The 19,276-nt window shown below is 60.8% G+C and carries 21 protein-coding genes and 1 pseudogene; 7 read left to right on the top strand and 15 right to left on the bottom strand.

What is annotated here, in order from left to right:
- The 6 genes from HX846_RS09880 to HX846_RS09905 form a co-directional block, all read right to left on the bottom strand.
- Positions 1–349: GntR family transcriptional regulator (locus tag HX846_RS09880; RefSeq protein ID WP_178965323.1), on the bottom strand; the 349-nt coding region annotated here is incomplete at its 3' end.
- A gap of 303 nt (positions 350–652) precedes the next feature.
- Positions 653–1,465, bottom strand: a complete 813-nt coding sequence (locus HX846_RS09885; RefSeq protein ID WP_004371220.1) for an OmpA family protein — start codon at positions 1,463–1,465, stop codon at positions 653–655.
- Entirely contained in the window at positions 1,462–1,824 is a 363-nt protein-coding gene (locus HX846_RS09890) for a DUF4398 domain-containing protein (RefSeq protein ID WP_008434912.1), read from the bottom strand. Before HX846_RS09890 ends, HX846_RS09885 begins: the two co-directional genes overlap by 4 nt.
- A gap of 9 nt (positions 1,825–1,833) precedes the next feature.
- Positions 1,834–2,649, bottom strand: a complete 816-nt coding sequence (locus tag HX846_RS09895; RefSeq protein ID WP_102369693.1) for an ABC transporter substrate-binding protein — start codon at positions 2,647–2,649, stop codon at positions 1,834–1,836.
- Between the two features lie 83 nt (positions 2,650–2,732).
- Positions 2,733–3,662, bottom strand: a complete 930-nt coding sequence (locus HX846_RS09900; RefSeq protein ID WP_004371223.1) for an electron transfer flavoprotein subunit alpha/FixB family protein — start codon at positions 3,660–3,662, stop codon at positions 2,733–2,735.
- 2 nt (positions 3,663–3,664) lie between these two features.
- A complete protein-coding gene (locus HX846_RS09905; protein WP_004371224.1) occupies positions 3,665–4,414 on the bottom strand; it encodes an electron transfer flavoprotein subunit beta/FixA family protein in 750 nt (249 codons plus the stop codon).
- 554 nt (positions 4,415–4,968) lie between these two features.
- Between HX846_RS09905 and HX846_RS09910 the strand changes: the two genes are divergently transcribed.
- A complete protein-coding gene (locus tag HX846_RS09910; RefSeq protein ID WP_178965324.1) occupies positions 4,969–6,633 on the top strand; it encodes an electron transfer flavoprotein-ubiquinone oxidoreductase in 1,665 nt (554 codons plus the stop codon).
- Positions 6,634–6,825: 192 nt separating this feature from the next.
- On the opposite strand, the gene HX846_RS09915 is transcribed toward HX846_RS09910, so the two are convergent.
- On the bottom strand, positions 6,826–7,716 hold the full coding sequence (locus HX846_RS09915; protein WP_004371227.1) for an AraC family transcriptional regulator: 891 nt from the start codon (positions 7,714–7,716) through the stop codon (positions 6,826–6,828).
- Between the two features lie 181 nt (positions 7,717–7,897).
- Here HX846_RS09915 and HX846_RS09920 point away from each other — a divergent pair, with 181 nt between their 5' ends.
- Entirely contained in the window at positions 7,898–8,950 is a 1,053-nt protein-coding gene (locus HX846_RS09920; protein ID WP_178965329.1) for an NAD(P)-dependent alcohol dehydrogenase, read from the top strand.
- A 139-nt stretch (positions 8,951–9,089) separates the two neighbouring features.
- Here HX846_RS09920 and HX846_RS09925 read toward each other — a convergent pair whose 3' ends face one another.
- The 6 genes from HX846_RS09925 to HX846_RS09950 all read right to left on the bottom strand — a co-directional run bounded on the left by HX846_RS09925 (position 9,090) and on the right by HX846_RS09950 (position 15,028).
- Complete coding sequence (locus HX846_RS09925; protein ID WP_004371229.1) at positions 9,090–9,893, bottom strand: IclR family transcriptional regulator; 804 nt, start codon at positions 9,891–9,893, stop codon at positions 9,090–9,092.
- 185 nt (positions 9,894–10,078) lie between these two features.
- The gene (gene araH / locus HX846_RS09930) at positions 10,079–11,044 is read right to left on the bottom strand and encodes an L-arabinose ABC transporter permease AraH (RefSeq protein ID WP_004371231.1); all 966 of its coding nucleotides are present in this window, start codon (positions 11,042–11,044) and stop codon (positions 10,079–10,081) included.
- A gap of 16 nt (positions 11,045–11,060) precedes the next feature.
- The gene (araG, locus tag HX846_RS09935; RefSeq protein ID WP_004371233.1) at positions 11,061–12,569 is read right to left on the bottom strand and encodes an L-arabinose ABC transporter ATP-binding protein AraG; all 1,509 of its coding nucleotides are present in this window, start codon (positions 12,567–12,569) and stop codon (positions 11,061–11,063) included.
- The gene (locus HX846_RS09940) at positions 12,566–13,546 is read right to left on the bottom strand and encodes a substrate-binding domain-containing protein (protein ID WP_008434927.1); all 981 of its coding nucleotides are present in this window, start codon (positions 13,544–13,546) and stop codon (positions 12,566–12,568) included. The genes araG and HX846_RS09940 overlap by 4 nt, the downstream gene beginning before the upstream one ends.
- 31 nt (positions 13,547–13,577) lie before the next feature.
- The gene (locus HX846_RS09945; RefSeq protein WP_004371237.1) at positions 13,578–14,399 is read right to left on the bottom strand and encodes an SDR family oxidoreductase; all 822 of its coding nucleotides are present in this window, start codon (positions 14,397–14,399) and stop codon (positions 13,578–13,580) included.
- 149 nt (positions 14,400–14,548) lie between these two features.
- Complete coding sequence (locus HX846_RS09950) at positions 14,549–15,028, bottom strand: GNAT family N-acetyltransferase (protein ID WP_004371239.1); 480 nt, start codon at positions 15,026–15,028, stop codon at positions 14,549–14,551.
- A 112-nt stretch (positions 15,029–15,140) separates the two neighbouring features.
- On the opposite strand from HX846_RS09950, the gene HX846_RS09955 reads away from it, so the two are divergent.
- From HX846_RS09955 to HX846_RS09975, 5 genes are all read left to right on the top strand, one after another.
- Positions 15,141–15,800: an HD domain-containing protein gene (locus HX846_RS09955; RefSeq protein ID WP_178965325.1), complete on the top strand. Its 660-nt coding sequence runs from the start codon at positions 15,141–15,143 to the stop codon at positions 15,798–15,800.
- Positions 15,801–15,886: 86 nt separating this feature from the next.
- Positions 15,887–17,080, top strand: a complete 1,194-nt coding sequence (locus HX846_RS09960) for an MFS transporter (RefSeq protein ID WP_178965326.1) — start codon at positions 15,887–15,889, stop codon at positions 17,078–17,080.
- Between the two features lie 85 nt (positions 17,081–17,165).
- Positions 17,166–17,513 carry a hypothetical protein gene (locus tag HX846_RS09965; RefSeq protein ID WP_177008408.1) on the top strand — a complete coding sequence of 116 codons (348 nt, stop codon included), beginning with the start codon at positions 17,166–17,168 and terminating at the stop codon, positions 17,511–17,513.
- A 48-nt stretch (positions 17,514–17,561) separates the two neighbouring features.
- Positions 17,562–17,828 carry a hypothetical protein gene (locus tag HX846_RS09970; RefSeq protein WP_004371249.1) on the top strand — a complete coding sequence of 89 codons (267 nt, stop codon included), beginning with the start codon at positions 17,562–17,564 and terminating at the stop codon, positions 17,826–17,828.
- Positions 17,829–17,885: 57 nt separating this feature from the next.
- A complete protein-coding gene (locus HX846_RS09975) occupies positions 17,886–18,266 on the top strand; it encodes a termination factor Rho (RefSeq protein WP_178965327.1) in 381 nt (126 codons plus the stop codon).
- A gap of 128 nt (positions 18,267–18,394) precedes the next feature.
- On the opposite strand, the gene HX846_RS09980 is transcribed toward HX846_RS09975, so the two are convergent.
- Complete coding sequence (locus tag HX846_RS09980) at positions 18,395–19,123, bottom strand: class I SAM-dependent methyltransferase (protein WP_178965328.1); 729 nt, start codon at positions 19,121–19,123, stop codon at positions 18,395–18,397.
- A 38-nt stretch (positions 19,124–19,161) separates the two neighbouring features.
- Positions 19,162–19,276: pseudogene (locus HX846_RS39515) on the bottom strand (sugar kinase); the annotation flags it as partial.

A 19,276-nucleotide genomic window follows, 5' to 3' on the forward strand; every position in this document is an offset into this window, starting at 1 on the left:
GAACGGCGGCGCCCAGCGGGAACACGCCTTCGCGACGGGACTCCACCAACACCTGTTGAATGATGCTGCTGCGAGTGACCAACCCTGGACGCTCGACCCGGGCGATGTCCGGCGTGGGCGCAGTGAGCGCCGGCGTCTGGTGCACGTAATACCCGGACTGCGGCCGCGCGCGAATCAAACCCTGGTCTTCCAGGTTCGCGTAGGCCTGCAACACGGTGGCGTGGCTGACGTTGAGCTGGGAGCTCATTTTGCGTACCGAAGGCACGCGCTCGCCCGGTTGATAGACACCGCGGCGGATATCCTCAGCCAGCTGCTGGGCGATACGTTGGTAGAGCAACAGATTGGTCATGACGCAGCACTCGATTTCACGGGTATTTTATTTTTGTGTGAAACATACCGGCACAGTTTAGAAGTGTACGGGGACAGTTGCCACAATAGTCGAGCGCGGGCGGCAGTGATAGAAAAAACTGTAAGGGTTGCGAACTGAATCGCGGGCATAAAAAACCCGATCATTGATCGGGCTTATGTGGGAGCTGTCGAGCTTNNCGATGCAGGCGCTGCGGTCTCGCAGGTGCACCGAGGCGATCCTGTCGCAGCCTCGCTGGGGCTCGACAGCTCCCACAGGAATCACCTTTCACCTTGAGAATCAGGTTCAGCGAGCAGCGCCCAGCTGGCCTTTTTCGTCGGAGAACACAATTTCTACCCGACGGTTCTGCGCCCTGCCCCGCTCAGACGCGTTGGCTTCGACCGGATACTGATCGCCGTAGCCTTCGACCTGAATGCGTTTTTCGTCGATCCCCAGGTCGCTCAGTACATCCGCAACCGCTTGAGCGCGGTCCCGGGACAGTTTGATATTTTCCTGTTCGCCGCCGGTATTGTCGGTGTAACCCTCGATGCGCACCACACGCTTGGGGTTCAGTTGCAGGAACTGCACCACTTTGAGCACGGTGCGGTTGGCCGAGTTTTGCAGCTCTGCATCACCCGTATCGAACAGCACGTCACCCAGGGTCATCACCAGCCCGCGATCAGGCTGGACGGTGGTCAGGCTGGATATCTGCGCCTCAATCCATTTGCCCTGTTGCTGAACGCTGGAGAGCTTGGCTTCACGCAGGGCCAGTTGCAGGCGCTGGCGTTCCAGCTCCAGCTTGACCCCACGCTCCTGGTTGAGTGCCTGCTCGGTGTGTTCCCGGGCAATCGCGCTGTAGCGCTGGCTCAGGTAGGCGTAATGCGCCACATCGGCGCCGCTGCCCCAGAAGCTGGAGAAACGGTCGGCACGGGCCAGGGACTCACCGGCGCGAATCACGTCCTTGGGTGCGATACGCAGCACATTCGAATCTTCCTTGACCTTCTGGAAGTCAGTGCTGGCCTGTTGCAAGGCGAGGTTACTGTCGGGATGGGTCGCACAACCACCCAGCGCACTGCCCAGCAACACCACACAGCTCAACCCACGCATCAACGGGCTCATTGGGCGTCTCCCAACTGCAACTGCTTGCGCAGGCGGGTGATACGGGTGTTGAGCACGTTCAGTTGCTCCTGGCTTTTGCGGGTCAGCACCCGCGCTTCCGCCAGGCGGGCGTCCAGCTCGGCTTCTTCAGCCTGCATGCGGGCGTCCTTGTAGGATTCATCGGCCATGTCGGCACGGGCCTGGGTGAACTTGTCTTCCGCCAGCTTCAGCTCGGGCGAATCGCTGGCAACGGCGCCCACGGCGCTGGCTTGTTCCAGGGCTTGCTGGGTCAGGCGCATCTGTTCATTCGGCGCAGGATCGGCTGCACATCCCGCCAGAGCTACAACGGCGAGGGCCGCGAAAAGAGGTCGAATAGTCACTGAAAATCCCTACTTTGTTGGGGTGCCGACGGGTTGCTGCAACTGCGCTTTCCAGCGCTCAAGATTGCTCTGCAGCGCGGTTTCCGCCAGACCGGACGCGGGCAATTCTGTCATCTTTTTGGCGAGCTGTCCGCGCAACCACGGATCGTTGCAGGCGGAGTTGTGGGAAATGGCCAAGTACAGGCCCGGCTGGTCGATGGGGATTTCCCGCGCCACCAGGTCGTTGCTCATGCCCAACGTCTGGGCCATGGCCATGCCGGAATAACGTCCGGCGAGCACGTAGTCCACTTCTCCCAACAGCAGTTTCTGGAACGCCGGGGTCAGGCTGGGCAGGCGCTGCAGGGTCAGTTGCTCACCGGCGAAGGTTTCAAAGTCGCGGCTCAGGCGCGCCCTTTCCGACACCGCACCCTTGTGGCCCTGCAGGTCGCTGGCCTGGCTGTAGGCCAGGGAGGAATCCTTGCGGGTCCAGACCAGATAATCGGTTTGCACCAATGCCGGGTGGATGTAGTCGAGGGAGTCCAGGGCGTCGAGGGTCAATGGCGCGTCGGCGAGGATGTCCATGCGCCCGCTGCGCACTTCTTCCAGCGCCAGGGAACGTTTGCCGCCGTACAGCAGGTCGATTTTCACCCCGAGGTCCTTGGCCACTTGCTGCAGCATGTCGGCGGTGGCGCCGATCAAGTGCGTGGGGTCCTGGGGATCACGCCACAGATAAGGCGGGGCGTCCGGGCTGCCGGTGATCACCAGCCGATCACATTTGCCCGCCGCCAGCGACACCGTCGGCAGCAGTGACAGGGCCAGCAGTACAGTCCAGGGACGCAATTCCATGGCAGGGTTCTCCAGTTGAAAAATTACCGGGCAAAAAAAAGCCCGGTCAAAAGACCGGGCTCTTTATAAGTGAAGCGGCTGGATTAGACCAGCTTCTCCAACTCGGGTACGGCTTCGAACAAGTCCGCCACCAGGCCGTAATCAGCCACCTGGAAGATCGGTGCTTCTTCGTCCTTGTTGATCGCAACGATCACCTTGGAGTCTTTCATACCGGCCAAGTGCTGGATCGCGCCGGAGATACCGACGGCGATGTACAGCTGTGGCGCAACGATCTTGCCGGTCTGGCCGACCTGCATGTCGTTCGGTACAAAACCTGCGTCGACGGCTGCGCGGGAAGCGCCGACCGCAGCGCCCAGCTTGTCGGCCAGGGCGTACAGGTGCTTGAAGTTGTCGCCGTTCTGCATGCCGCGGCCGCCGGAAACGACGATCTTGGCAGCGGTCAGTTCCGGACGATCGGACTTGGCCAGCTCTTCGCCAACGAAGCTGGAAGTGCCAGCGTCGTGGGCAGCAGCCACAGCTTCAACCGCAGCCGAACCACCTTCAGCAGCAACCGGGTCGAAACCGGTGGCACGCACGGTGATGACTTTTACCGACGCAGTGGACTGCACGGTAGCGATGGCGTTACCGGCATAGATCGGACGCTTGAAGGTGTCGGCGCTTTCTACCGAAACGATCTCGGAGATCTGGTCAACGTCCAGTTGCGCAGCAACGCGCGGCAGGATGTTTTTGCCGTTGGAGGTGGCGGCAGCCAGGATGTGGCTGTAGCCAGCGCCCAGCTCTGCAACCAGCGGCGCAACGTTTTCCGGCAATTGGTGAGCGTAGGCTGCGTTATCGGCAACCAGTACTTTGCTCACGCCAGCGATTTTGGCAGCGGCCTCAGCCACGGCACCAACGTTTTGGCCAGCGACCAGGACGTGGATATCACCACCGATTTTGGCGGCGGCGGCAACAGTGTTCAGGGTGGCCGGAGCCACGACCTTGTTGTCGTGTTCTGCGATTACCAAGATAGTCATGGTTAGATTACCTTCGCTTCGTTTTTCAGTTTCTCGACCAGTTCAGCCACCGACTTGACCTTGATGCCCGCGCTGCGTGCAGCCGGCGCTTCGACTTTTACGGTCTTGTTGGTGGAGGCGGTGGAAACGCCCAAAGCATCCGGAGTCAGCACTTCGAGAGGCTTCTTCTTGGCTTTCATGATGTTTGGCAGGGACGCGTAGCGCGGCTCGTTCAAACGCAGGTCGGTGGTGACGATGGCCGGCAGTTTCAGGGAAACTGTCTGCGCGCCGCCGTCGATTTCGCGGGTCACGGCAACCTTGTCGCCGCTCACTTCGACTTTCGAGGCGAAGGTGCCCTGGCCGTAACCGGTCAGTGCAGCCAGCATCTGGCCAGTCTGGTTGTTGTCGCTGTCGATGGCTTGTTTGCCGAGGATCACCAGCGATGGCTGTTCCTTGTCGACAACAGCTTTCAACAACTTGGCAACGGCCAGGGAAGTCAGCTCTTCAGCGGATTCGACGAGGATGGCGCGATCGGCACCCAGCGCCAGGGCGGTACGCAGCTGCTCTTGAGCAGTGGTCGGACCGATGGAAACGACGACGATTTCAGTCGCAACGCCTTTCTCTTTCAGGCGTACGGCTTCTTCCACGGCGATTTCGCAGAAAGGGTTCATCGACATCTTGACGTTAGCGAGGTCGACGCCGGAATTGTCCGCCTTGACGCGAACTTTCACGTTGTAATCGACAACGCGTTTGACAGCTACAAGAACCTTCATGGATTCCTCGTTACTCTCCGGTGAAAAGAAAGTCGCCTAGGCGAACCTGGCGGTTTGATGCTCATCGGCACACAAGGGCACCTCCAAAAACACCGGCAATCGTCGGCGGGGGACCTTGCTCACGGGAGTGATGACCGTTCGTCAGTGGTGACTGAGAGGTCATTCATTATCGTGGCGTGTAAACTGCGCGCCATCGTGGCTCGCGCGTCACCCTTATTTACCTTCAGCCTGTCTTTCGAGGTGGCCTTGAAACCCACAGTCTGCCTACGGGATGCGCAAAACCGACCGTATATTGACCGGAACGCCTATTCCGGTCAATACGCCAAAATGGTCAGTTATAAGCCGCGTTGCTTTGATTTACCTAGCTTGCGGGCAATTCAAACAAACGTTTGTATTGGACGCTGAGAGTGGTGTAGATATAATGCGCCACCTAGAGAGAAAGGTGGGTCGTCCCCTGCCCCTTGCATGAGATTGATGCAGGCATTGTGGGACGGATTACCGAACCTCCACCCATTAGAAAAAAAAGCCGTTGAGCCTTGAGTAGGAGATAGCCTGTGGAACGCGAATACATGGAATTCGACGTGGTCATCGTCGGCGCTGGCCCGGCAGGCCTGTCTGCCGCCTGCCGATTGAAGCAGAAGGCCGCCGAAGCCGGTAAGGAAATCAGCGTCTGCGTGGTCGAAAAAGGCTCCGAAGTCGGCGCTCATATCCTGTCCGGTGCCGTGTTTGAACCCCGTGCCCTGAACGAACTGTTCCCGGACTGGAAAGAACTCGGTGCACCGCTCAACACCCCTGTTGTGCGTGATGACATCTATGTACTGCGCTCCAGCGAAGCTTCCACCAAGGTGCCTGACTTCTTTGTGCCCAAGACCATGCACAACGAAGGCAACTACATTATCTCCTTGGGCAACCTGTGCCGCTGGCTCGCCCAGCAGGCCGAAAACCTGGGTGTGGAAGTCTACCCGGGCTTCGCCGCCCAGGAAGCGCTGTTCGACGAAAACGGCGTGGTGCGCGGGATCATCACCGGTGACCTCGGCGTCGACCGTGAAGGCAACCCGAAAGAAGGCGTCTACACCCCGGGCATGGAACTGCGTGGCAAGTACACGCTGTTCGCCGAAGGTTGCCGTGGCCACATCGGCAAGCAACTGATCCAGCGCTTCAACCTGGACAGCGACGCCGACGCCCAGCACTACGGCATCGGCCTGAAGGAAATCTGGGAAATCGACCCGGCCAAACACCAGCCAGGCCTGGTGGTGCACACCGCCGGTTGGCCGCTGGACATCATGAGCGCCGAGAACACCGGCGGTTCGTTCCTCTATCACCTGGAAAACAACCAGGTGGTCGTCGGCCTGATCGTCGACCTGTCCTACAGCAACACCTTCCTGTCGCCGTTCGACGAGTTCCAGCGCCTCAAGCATCACCCCGTGCTGGCCCAGTACCTGGAAGGCGGCAAACGCATCAGCTACGGCGCCCGCGCCATCTGCAAAGGCGGCCTGAACTCGCTGCCGAAAATGGTGTTCAAGGGCGGCGCGCTGATCGGCTGCGACCTGGGCACCCTGAACTTCGCCAAGATCAAGGGCAGCCACACCGCGATGAAGTCCGGCATGCTCGCCGCTGACGCCGTGGCCGATCGCCTGTTCGCCGAATCCGAAGGCGGTGACGAACTGACCGCTTACGTCGACAGCTTCAAGAAGAGCTGGCTCTACGAAGAACTGTTCGCCAGCCGTAACTTCGGCCCGGCGATGCACAAGTTCGGCCCGATCATTGGTGCCGGCTTCAACTGGTTCGACCAGAACATCCTCGGCGGCAAAATGCCGTTTACCCTGCACGATACCAAGCCGGACTACGCCTGCCTCAAGCTGGCCAAGGACAGCAAGAAGATCGACTACCCGAAACCCGACGGCAAGCTGAGCTTCGACAAGCTGAGTTCGGTGTTCATCTCCGGTACCAACCACGAAGAAGAACAACCGTGCCACCTGAAGCTGAAAGACCCGAGCATCCCGATCGGCACCAACCTGCCGCTCTACGATGAACCGGCGCAGCGCTACTGCCCGGCCGGCGTGTATGAAGTGATCACCAAGGAAGACGGCGAGAAGCGCTTCCAGATCAACGCCCAGAACTGCGTGCACTGCAAGACCTGTGACATCAAGGACCCTTCGCAGAACATTACGTGGGTGACGCCGGAAGGTGCGGGTGGGCCGACTTACCCGAATATGTAATCCGCTGCTTGAACAGAAGGCTCCCAAATGGGGGCCTTTTTTGTAGCCCGGAAAAAGACCCATCGACTCGGTCAAATGTGGGAGCGGGCTTGCTCGCGAAAGCGGTGTATCAGTCACAGATGTTTTGGCTGAACCACCGCTTTCGCGAGCAAGCCCGCTCCCACATTTTTGACCGAATTGTGCCCGGGAGAGTTACGCCGCCCGCTCATCCCCGGGGCTGCGCTCGAAGTAGCGCTTGTACTCCCGGCTGAACTGCGACGTGCTCTGATACCCCACACTGTGGGCCGCCTGCGCCACGCCCATGCCTTCCACCAACAGCAACTGCTGTGCCTTGAGCAACCGCAGACGCTTGAGGTACTGCACCGGCGACAACAGCGTGCAGCGTTTGAAGTGTTCGTGGAAGGTCGACGCACTCATGTGCGCATAACCTGCCAATGTCTCGATATTCAGCGGCTCGGCGTAATGGGCATGCAGGTGATTCAACGAAGTCGCCACCCGCGAAAACTGCCCCTGCTGCTCCACCAACGCCCGCAACACATCCGCCTGTGGCCCGCGCAATGCGGTGAACAATAATTCCCGCACCCGCGCCGGACCCATGATCCGGCTCTCCAGCGGATCGTGCAGGCACTGCAACAGGCGTTCGACACAGCCGCGCATGGCGTCGTCCAGCACCACCGAACTCATCGACTCCAACGTTTGCGCCGCCGGCGGTGGCCCGCTCTGGATCCCCATCGCCATCACCAACTCACCCAGCACCACCCGATCAATGCCCACCGTCACCCCCAACAGCGGTGCATTCGGCATGGCAAAAGTCTCGCATTCGAACGGCACCGGCATCGCCTGGATCAGGTAATGCCCCGCGCCGTACTCCAGGGTACGCGGGCCCAGGTACGCGACCTTGCTGCCCTGGGCGACGATCATCAGGCTCGGTTCATAAATCTGCGGGCCCCGCGCCACATCGCAACTGGCACGCAATACCTGCACGCCCGGCAGGTTCGTGGGCGAGAACCCATCACGGGGTGTCAGGGGTTCGATCAAGGCAACCAACGCGGCATTGGCATCGACATGGCGGGTCAACAACATGGCAAAAACTTCGCGAAAAAGGGGATGAGACCATCATCGCAGGTCTGGCGCCACAACGATCCAATCCAGGTGCACTCCCGGACGAATAGGCATGAGACTCGGAGCAATCGCCATGGCCGCACCCAGGCACGGCGCGGAGAATGCGCCACCTCACCTGTTACTGCACCTGCGAGGTTTCTCCATGTACACCGCCATCGGTTATGCCGCTCAATCGGCCACCACTCCCCTCGCCCCCATGTCCTTCGAACGCCGTAGCCCGCGCGTCGATGACGTGGCGATCGAAATTCTCTACTGCGGCGTCTGCCACTCCGACATCCACCAGGCACGCAACGAATGGGGCATTGCCGTGTACCCGCTGATGCCGGGCCACGAGATCGTCGGTAAAGTCACCGCCGTCGGCGCCAGCGTCACCGCGCACAAAGTCGGCGACCTGGTGGGTGTTGGCTGCATGGTCGACTCCTGCCGTCACTGCGACGCCTGCCACGCGGACCTCGAGCAATACTGCCTCGAAGGCCCGACCATGACCTACGCCACCCCGGACCGGGTCGACGGCAGCAACACCATGGGCGGCTACTCCGACAGCATCGTGGTCAGCGAGCACTTCGTGGTGAAGATCCCGGCCAAGCTCGACCTGGCCAGCGCCGCGCCGATCCTCTGCGCCGGCATCACCACTTACTCGCCGCTCAAGCATTACGGCGTGAAGGCTGGCGACAAGGTTGGCGTTCTGGGCATGGGCGGTTTGGGCCATATGGGCATCAAGTTCGCCAAGGCCATGGGCGCGGAAGTGACGCTGTTCACCCGCTCCGCGAGCAAGGCTGAAGAAGGCCGTCGCCAGGGCGCCGACCACGTGATCGTGTCCACCGACGAAGCCCAGATGAAAGCCGCTGGCGGGCATTTCGACTTCCTGCTGGACACCATCCCGGTGCAGCACGACTTGAATCCCTACCTCGACGTACTGCGCTTTGACGGCGTGCACATCCTGGTAGGTTTGATCGAGCCGGTCGACCCGCCCGTCAACGCTGCCAAGCTGGTGCTGGGCCGCAAAGTGCTGGCCGGTTCGTTGATCGGTGGGATTGCCGAAACCCAGGAAGTCCTGGACTTCTGCGCCGAGCACGGCATCACCTGCGACATCGAGATGCTCGACATCCGCCAGATCAACGAAGCCTACACCCGCATGATTGCCGGTGATGTGAAGTACCGCTTCGTGATCGACATGGCGACCCTCAAGGCCTGACCAAGATCGTTCCCACGCTCTGCGTGGGAACGCATGCTGTGACGCTCTGCGTCACCGTTGCGCAGGGCTCAAGTCCTGCTGGACGCGGAGCGTCCGAAGCGGCGTTCCCACGCGGAGCGTGGGAACGATCACGGCCTGATCAGGCCTTCGCGCCCAACTCCGCTGACAGCCGTGCTGCGACCTGTTTGATCACAGGGATCAGCTCGGCCATTTTCTCCAGCGGCATGTAGGGCACGGTACTGGCGATGCTGATGCCGGCGACGATTCGCCGGCTGGCATCGCGCACCGGTGCCGCGACACAACGGATCGACGGTTCGTTGTCTTCCAGATCGAATGCATAACCGCCCGCCACGTATTCCTGCATGCGCTGTTCAAACTGCGCCCAGGATTGCTCGGGGTGCTGCGGCCACTGCAGATTCTTCCCGCCCGTCGGCAGGCTGACCTGATACAGGCGCTGCCACTCTTCCACGCTGTCATCCAGCAACAACGCCTTGCCGATCCCGGTGCGCGCCAGCGGCATGCGATGGCCGACGCGCGAGCGCATTTCCGGGCCGTTGCGGCCAGGGTTCTTGTGCAGGTACAGCACGTCGTCGTATTCGCGAATAGCCAGGTGGATGGTATCGCCGGTCAACGCCGACAACTCGTCCAGATACGGCACTGCCAGGCTGACCAAAGGCAGTTCTTCACGGGCCTGGAAACCCAGCTCGATCAATTTGGGACCCAGCAGATAACCGACTTGCGGCACTACGCGCAGGTAGCGTTCTTCCACCAGGCAACTGGCCAGGCGGTGAGTGGTGCTGCGGGTGGTACCGATGCGCTTGGCGATTTCCTTCAGATCCCGCGCACCGGCCGCCACTGCCTGCACCACGCCCAGGCCACGAAGCAGGGTTTGAGTGCCGGTGGGCGCGGCTTCTTTGACGGGAGTTTGGGCGTTTTCCTGCATATCGGGCCTATTGGGAAGTACGAAAACGGCGAGCATTATGGCAAATGCGGACCAGCAAAACAGAGGAGATCAAAATGTGGGAGCGGGCTTGCTCGCGAATGCGGTTTTCCAGTTAATGCATAGGCTGACTGACACACCGTTTTCGCGAGCAAGCCCGCTCCCACATTGGTCGTGTGGCGCCCTTTTTATCGTTGTTTCATGCGGTCGATAATGACCGCCAGCAACAGGATCGAGCCGCGAATCACGTACTGGTAGAAGGTGTCGATGTTCTTCAGGTTCATCGCGTTTTCGATGATCGCCAGAATCAGCACCCCGGCAATCACATGCCGGATCATCCCGATTCCGCCGCTCAGCGACACCCCGCCCAGCACGCACGCCGAGATCACCGTCAACTCGAACCCCTGGCCAATCATCGGTTGCCCCGAGGTCATCCGCGACGCCAGGATCACCCCGGCCAACGCGCCGATCACGCCGTGCACGGCAAAGATGATGATCTTGGTGCGATCGACATTCACTCCGGCCAACAGCGCCGCTTCCTGGTTGCCGCCGATGGCCATGGTGTTGCGCCCGTAGGTGGTGTAGTTCAGCAACCAGCCAAAAAACACAAAGCACAGCACGGTGATGACGATTGGCACCGGCACGCCAAACAGCTGGCCGTTACCAAAGACGAAGAAGTTTTCGTCCATCACGCCGACCGCCTTGCCGTTGGAAAAGATATACGCCAGCCCACGCACGATCTGCATCGTCGCCAGCGTCGTGATCAACGCGTTGATCCGCAGTTTGGCGATCACGATGCCGTTGATCAGCCCCACCACCAGGCCCATGGCCAACGCCGCCGACACGCCGAAGAACACGCTGTCGGTGTCGCGAATCACGATCCCCGCCACCACGCCCGAACAGGCGATCACCGAACCCACCGACAAGTCGAAGTGCCCCGACGCCAGGCAAAACAGCATGGTGCAGGCCGCAATCCCCACAGTGGAAATCGCCAGCCCCAGGCCACGCATGTTCAGCGGCGAGAGGAAGTTGTCGATGAAGATGGCGCTGAGCACAAAGATGCTCAAGGCCGCCAGCAGCATGACCCAATCATCGAGAAACTTGCGCTGGTTGAACCCCGGCCAGAAGCTTCTTGCAGTTTTTACCTGTGACATACCCACCTCGTATTCTTCAGTCCCGCGTACGCGGAAGAGCCAGTTGCAGCAGCCGTGCTTCGTCCGCTTGATCGCGGGTCAATTCGCCGGTCAGGGCGCCTTCGCTCATCACCAGGATGCGGTCGGAGATGCCCATCACTTCCATCAGGTCGCTGGACACCACGATCACCGCGATGCCACTGGCCGCCAGGTTGTGAATGATCTGGTAGATCTCCGACTTGGCACCGATATCGATGCCGCGGGTCGGCTCGTCCAGCAGCAACACTTTCATCGGCATCGACAACCAGCGGCCGAGAATCGCCTTCTGCTGATTGCCGCCCGACAGGAACAGAATCGGCTGGTCCGCCGACGGCGTGCGCACGTTCAGCGCGCTGATCTGCCGCTGGGCGTTGGTGCGTTCCCAGCCGCCCTGGATCAGCCAGCCGAAGCGCGCATGGTCGCGCCGCGCACTGATATTGATGTTCTCTGCAACGCTTGCGCGGGGCACGATGCCTTCCTTCTTGCGGTCCTCGGGGCAGAGCAACACCCCCGCCGCAATCGCATCCCGTGGTGTCTTGAACGTCTGCGCCTGGCCATGCAGCACCAGGGTCCCCTGGGTGCTGCGGGACAGCCCGGCGAGCAGGCGCAACAACTCTGTGCGCCCGGCCCCCACCAGGCCGAACAGCCCGAGAATCTCGCCCTTGTTCACCTGCAGGCTCACCGGTTCCTGCAACCCCGGCCCGAGCAAACCTTCGACTCGCAGCGCTTCACCGCAGTGCTCGCGCGGCCGGTAGTCGTAGATATCCTGGATATCGCGCCCGACCATGCAGTTGACCAACTGGTCGACGTTCAACTGCGTCATGTCCTCGAACGTGCGCACGAAGCGCCCGTCCTTGAACACCGTCACCGCATCGCAGATACGGAACACTTCTTCCATGCGGTGCGACACGTAGAGGATCACCCGGCCTTCATCCCGCAGTCGGGCGATGATCACCATCAGCCGCTCGATCTCACGGGCCGAGAGGCTGCTGGTGGGTTCGTCGAACGCAATCACATGGGCGTTGCGCGACATGGCCTTGGCGATTTCCACCAGTTGCCGCTGGCCGAGGGACAGGCTGCCCAGGCGCATGTTCGGATCGATTTCATCCGCCAGGCCCTTGAGCAGTTCCCGTGCCTTGCGCACCATCGCCCCGCGATTGACCACGCCAAAGCGCGACGGCATATGCCCCAGCAGCAGGTTCTCGGCGACGGTCATTTCCGGCACCAGTTGCAGCTCCTGGTGAATCACTGCGATGCCGCTGGCGATGCTGTCGGCCGCCGACTTGAAACTCACGCTGCGTTCGCCCAACTGCAAGCTGCCGCTGTTGGGCGGATAAAAACCGCCGAGGATTTTCAGCAAGGTCGACTTGCCCGCGCCGTTCTCGCCCATCAGCGCATGCACCGAATGGGGCCGCGCTTCGAAGCTGATCTGCGCCAGGGCCTTCACCCCGGGAAACTCCTTGCCGATGCCGTTGAAGCGCAGGCTCTCTGCAGCGGCGCTGTTCATTTCCACAGACCGATCTTGCTCAACTCTTCCTTGAAGTTGGCGCGGGTGATCAGGGTCACGTTATCCAGTGCGGTGAACTTGGCAGGCTCAGTGCCTTTGGTCACCCACTCGAACATCGAGGTCGCAGTTTTATAGCCGGACGCATCGGGGCTGAGCAGCATCGAGCCGTAGAAACCGGTGTCGGATTTCTTCAGTTCTTCGATGGCGTCGGTGCCGTTGATGCCCACGCCAATCACGTTTGTGGCCTTGAAGCCGGCGCTTTCGGTGGCGCGTACGCCGCCCAGTACGGTGCTGTCGTTCATGCCGCCAATCAGCAGGTTTTTCGCGCCGCTGGGCAGTTTCACCAGGGCCGAGTTGGTGGAGTCCATGGCGCCCGGCACGTCGAGGGTTTTCTGCGCGGTGAACAGGATATGGTCAACCGGCAGGCCGGCGGCCTTGAGGCCTTCTACCGAACCGTCGGTGCGCTTCTTGCCGGTTTCCAGCTCGTCGAAGGTATTGATGACGGCGTAGGTGTCCTTCCAGTCCCAGTTGCGATGCTTGGCTTCGGTGGCCATGGCTTCGCCTTGTTTCTGGCCGATCTTGTAGGCGTCCAGGCCGACGTAAGGCACGTCTTCCATGGGCTTGCCCTTGGCGTCGACGAAGCGGTCGTCTACCGCCAGCACTTTGAGGTTATTCAGCTTGGCCTTGGCCATGATCGCAGGGCCGAGGGACACGTCCGGCGGGCAGATCACGAAACCCTTGGCGCCGTTGGCGGCCAGGGTATCGATGGCGGACAGGGTTTTCTCGCCGTCGGGCACGGCGATCTTGATCACGGTGAAACCATGGTCCTTGCCGGCTTTTTCAGCGAAGGCCCATTCGGTCTGGAACCAGGGCTCTTCCGCCTGCTTGACCAGGAAGCCGATCTTTACTTCTTCGGCAGAGGCCAGGCCGCTGAGCGCCATCGTGAGGGCAAGGGTGCCTAGTGTTTTCTTGAGCATGAACCACCTCTTCTTGTTATTTGGAAAAGTTTTAATCGTGGTACATCACCGACCGCCCACCATCGATCATCAGGCAGGTGGCATTGATAAAGGGCGCCTCATCGGTCGCAAGAAACAGTGCCGTCATCGCCACTTCAATCGGCTGGCCGATGCGCTTGGGCGGGTGCAGGTCGAAGGCACGCTGGCGCTCGGCGTGCGGGTCGGCAAAGCCGTTCCAGTAATCGACGTTGAGTTGGGTTTCGATATAGCCCGGCGCGATGGCATTTACGCGGATGCCCTTGGGCGCGTATTCGATGCCCAGGGCGCGGGTTAGCCCGAGCAGGCCGTGCTTGGCCACCGGGTACGGAAAGCAACCGGGAATGATGTGGCTGGAGTGGGTGGAGGCGATATTGATGATGTTGCCGATGCCTTGCTCGATCATGTGCGGCAACACGGTACGGCAGCCGTACCAGGCGCCGTCGAGGTCGATGGCGAAGCAGCGGCGCCAGTCTTCGTCGGTCATTTCCAGCGGGTCGCGGAACACGTTGACGCCGGCGCAATTGACCAGCACGTCGACGCGGCCAAAGCGTTCGATAGCTACGTCCACCAGGGCGCGCCATTGATCCTTGGAAGTGATGTCGACAGGTTGTGCGTAGATCTCGGCGCCGTGTTCGCGCCAGTGGGCGGCGACCTGCTCGACCTTCTCGCCCTGGATATCACCGATCACCAGGCGCGCCTGCTGAGCCTGGAAGCAGGCGACGATAGCCTCGCCAATGCCTTGGGCGGCACCGGTGATGACCACGACTTTGTTCTTCAGTCGCTCGCCGTACGTCGGCTCGGGCACCGGAGGTAACGACAACGGTTGTGCCTGCATCGCTTCACCTGTTTTGTTTTTGGTAGTGAGTGCTGATGCGCAAGACTATAAACCCAGAAACCGGAACATCTCAATATATAAATTATCATCCCATATAGTGAGCAAATATATAAAAAAACCGGCTTTAAAAGCCGGTCCTTTATGCACACTTAACCCTGTGCGAAATCCCTGAGGGCGTCGCCTTCCATGCGGTAGCGTACCCACTCTTCCTGGGGCTGGGCACCGATGGATTTGTAGAACGCGATGGCCGGCTCGTTCCAGTCCAGCACGCTCCACTCGAAACGCCCGCAGCCGTTGTCGCAGGCGATTTTCGCCAGGTGGCGCAGCAACTTCTTGCCCGCCCCGCCACCGCGTTGCTCGGGGTTGATGTACAGGTCTTCGAGGTACAGGCAGTTGCTGCCCAGCCACGTGGAATAGCTGAAAAAGAACACCGCAAAGCCGATCGGCAAACCGTCGCGCAGGCAGATCAGGCCGTGGGCGGTGGCACCTTCACTGAACAGGCTGCGCTCGATGTCCACCACGCTGGCGATCACTTCGTGCCGGGCTTTTTCATAGTCGGCAAGCTCGGTGATGAAGGTCAGGATCTGCGCAGCATCGCTGGGCACGGCGGGGCGAATCTCGATGGTCATGGGCAGGCCTTGTCAGGGAAAGAGAGCACACATACTAAGGCGCTTTAATGACCGATTGCAGTGCAATTTGATTCACGGCTAACCTGCAGGCCATCGACCTTTGAGAACCCCCATGCCCTTCACGCCCTTGACCGACCTCGCCGCGACGTTATTGCCTCACGCCCTTGAGCCTTCGGAAGACGGCGCCCACGACCTGTCCCACTTGCAACGGGTGTGGCACAACGTGCGGTCGATCCAGGCAGAGGAAGGTGGCGATCTGGAGGTGCTGCTGGCGGCGGTGCTGCTCCATGACTGCGTCGCGGTGGAGAAGAATTCGCCGTTGCGTTCCAAGGCCTCAACATTGGCGGCGGACAAGGCCGGGGAGATTTTGCAGGGGTTGGCGTGGCAGCCCGAGACGATTGCAGCGGTGACGCATGCCATCGAGACTCACAGTTTTTCGGCGGGCCTGACGCCGGTGACGCTTGAAGCAAAGATCATGCAGGATGCCGACCGTTTGGACTCCCTCGGCATGATCGGCGTGGCCCGCACATTTTACATCGCCGGGCGCATGGGCAGCGGGCTGTATGACCCGGCAGACCCAACGGCACAGCGCCGCGAGTACGACGACAAGCGCTTTTGCCTCGACCATTTCCAGACCAAGCTGCTGCATCTGGCGGGCGGATTTCAGACGCCGACGGGGCAACGCATGGCCCTGGCGCGCCATGAGCGGTTGAAGGGTTTCATGGACCTGTTCATCGAAGAAATCGGCACGCCATACTCCGCTGTGGGCTAACGCAAGCACCGCTAACCACAGAACAAACCCTCGGGCCGTGCATGGTAAAAAGTTGGGCATAAATCCAACAGACGCAAGGCTCCCCCATGCACGCCTCACCTGCGGTTGGCGGAAAACTGTTCGCCCTCTTCTGCCTCGCCAGCTATTTGCTCTCCCTGTCCTATGGCTCGACATTCTTGCTGTCACTGCTGATCCATTCGCGCGGCGGCAACGAACACGACGCGGGCAGCGTGATATCCATGGCGATGCTCAGCACCTTTGTGGCGGTGCTGGTTTCCGGGCATCTGGCCGACCTGCTGGGGGCTGCCAGGTCGATCGCCCTGCTCGGCGTATTGCTGGCGGTGGCGTGCCTGGGCTTTGCGCTGGCGCCGGGGTTCGGCGAGGGCTTGATGTTCTTTGGCTTGTCGTTGGGATTGGGCTGGGGCGTGTTCTACACGTTGGGGCCGATCATCGTCGCGATGCTGGTGGAACCGGCGCAACGGGCCAAGTATTTTGCCCTGCTGTCGGGCAGCATGATGACCGGAATCGGCTCCGGGCCACTGCTGGGGCGGGCGGCAAGTGCCCTGGATTTTTCGCTGACGGCGGCCTTTCATATAGCAGCGCTGGCGAGCTTGGTAGGTGTGCTGATTTTCTGGCGACTGGGTCGCGCGCTGAGTCAACACACCGCGCCGGCGGCGAAGATTTCCTGGTCGGCGACACGCAAGGTGCTGTCGTCCCGGGCGGTGTTCGCGATCATCATGGTGGGCCTCGGCGGTTGCGTGTTTGGCGGGCTGTCGAGTTTCCAGACCAGCTACGCGGCGTTGCACGGGCTGGACTATTCGCTGTTCTTCCTGGGCTTCATGAGTGCGGCGATTACCAGCCGCCTGCTGATCGCCGGCATCGTGGTCAAGCGTGATCCGTATTGGGCGGCGTGTGTGTTGTCCGGGTTGATGCTGGGGTCGATTTTCCTGTTCGGGTTCAGGGTCAGTGGCAACTACAGCTACCTGCTGGCGGCCGTCACCCTGGGCGTGGGTTATGGCCTGACGTATTCGGTGATCAATGGTTTGGCTGCGAACGAGGCACCTGCGGGCACCACGTCCCAGGCGTTGCTGCTGTTCAGCCTGGCGTACTTTATCGGGGTGTTCGGTTTCCCGTTGCTGGCGGGCAAGCTCATCGTCGAATACGGCATGCCGACCCTGTTGATGAGTGTACTCGCGGTGGCGCTGCTCAATTGGCTGATCACGGTGGCGCGGTTGATCTGGCGCCGAATCTCGTCACACAAAATCTTACAAGCGACCTAAGACCGTTCGTCGGTATCGAGGCACGAATCACAAACGGGGGCGGACCAATATCAGGTAAGGACATTAATCATATGGAGACACCATCATGACGACTTCCAAATTTGCCGCCCTCGCCCTCACCGGTTTGCTGTCTGCTGTTTCGCTGAGCAGCTTTGCCGCCACCACAGGTTCCAGCACCGGCCCGACCGACCCTGTCGGCAGCCCGCCCAACCCGGCCGCCCAAGAGTCGAAGGACTCGATGGGTACCGGCATGGACACCAACGGCGGCGCCATCATCGACAACAGCAGGGACCCACGCACCCAGGGCGACGACACCAATCGCAACAGCGGTGCGGTGCCCAACGGCAAAATGGGCCCAGGTGCCACTTCGCCCTCGATCAACAAGGGTGACGACTCCAACATCCCCGGCGCGCCAAAACAGCCAGCGCCTTAATGCGCAAGAAAGACGAACACCCAACCATTTCCCAGTGAAGAGGTATGCATGAACGTCGATCACAACCTTGAAAAAGAAGTCCTCACCCGTCTGCTCCACGCTCATCCCAGTGGGTTGGGCAAAGAAGTGCTGGACAACTACCGAGGTGAAAAAGTGGTGGCCAGCGCCTTGGCCACCTTGCAGGACCGCGGGTGGATCAAGGAAGGCCATGTGACCTGCAACGATGCCGGTGAACATTCGCTGAACCTGCCGATCAAGCTCACCGCGTCCGGCGTGGAAGCGGCTCGCAAGCTGGAAAGCGAAGCGGGCCAATAACACACCTTGCCTGGTCTGGCCCTTGTATCTTGTATGAGGGCCAGAAGGAGTATCGCAATGCCTCGTGGAAGCAAAGCCAAATACACCACCGAACAGAAGCGCAAGGCCGCCCATATCGAAGAGAGTTATGAGCACCAGGGCTTGTCGAAAGAAGAAGCCGAGGCGCGGGCCTGGGCCACCGTCAACAAGCAGTCTGGCGGCGGCGAAAAGGCCGGCGGTTCAGGCCAGCGCAAGGCGCCGGCGAAGAAGTCCCAGGACCGGCATGAGTCGGCCAAGCGGGCTGCGGCCAGTCGTGAGGGGCATCCGCGTAACAGCCGGGTTTCGCTGGGTACGCAGACCAAGGAAAGCTTGCTGAGAGAAGCGCGTGCCAAGGACATTCCCGGGCGCTCGACCATGCGCAAGGATGAGTTGATTGAGGCGCTGAAAAATGCCGGTTAACGCGGAACAAAATGTGGGAGCGGGCTTGCTCGCGAAAGCGGTGTATCAGTGCCAGATTCATTGGCTGAGTCACCGCATTCGCGAGCAAGCCCGCTCCCACATTTTTGGTCGGGTTTTCACCCAAGGAATCAGCGGTGGGCGGCCACCAGTAGCATCATTGGGCGTTCAAGCTCTTCTGCAAGTGCGGGGCGGGCTTTCAGGTCCGCTTCGCTCGGGCCCCACTCGTCGACATGAGTCAGGGTAAACCCCGCCTGGATCAACAGCGTCAGCAACGTGCCCACGGTGCGATGTTGCTTGATCACACCCTCCGCCAGCCAGTTTGTCACCCGTGGTCCTTGCAACTGGTAGCTGTCCACCGGCCAGCTCTTGCGCCCTTGCTCATCAATCAGCCAGCCCGGCTGCCGGGGCGCCATGAAGATCGGATGCTCGATGGAAAATACCAACCGCCCGCCCGGCACCAACGCTTGATGGATACGCGCGAACAGGCCCTTAAGATCGACGATGTAATGAAACGCCAATGAGCTGTAGGCCAGGTCGAAAGCGGCGTCAGGCAGCTCGAGTTTTTCCAGGTCGGCAATGGCGTAGGTGATGGCCGACGACGAAGTCATCTCCTCTGCCCGCGCCAGCATTTTTTGCGAGACATCCAGCCCCAGCACCTGCTCGGCGCCCTGCTCCCGGGCCCAGCGACTGAACCAGCCGTAGCCGCAACCCAGGTCCACCACTTTCAACCCTGGCATCGGCGGTAGCATGGCTTGCAGAGCCGGCCACTCCGGCGCGCCGGCGAGGCCTTCTACCGAGCGGCCCATTTTGCTGTAGCCCTCGAAGAAAACCTCGGTGTCGTAGATGTTCTGGGTCATGACGCTGCTCCGTGCTGAATGGCGACTATTCTGCCGAATCAGCCCTCGCTCAACAACGCATCCACTTCAGCCGTGCCCGGTGAGGTGGCTGGCCCCCAGCGCGTGACCGCCAAGGCCGCCGCCGCGTTCGCGCGACGTGCCGCGACAGCTGGC

The sequence above is a fragment of the Pseudomonas sp. K5002 genome (genome assembly GCF_013386655.1).
Classification (GTDB): domain Bacteria; phylum Pseudomonadota; class Gammaproteobacteria; order Pseudomonadales; family Pseudomonadaceae; genus Aquipseudomonas.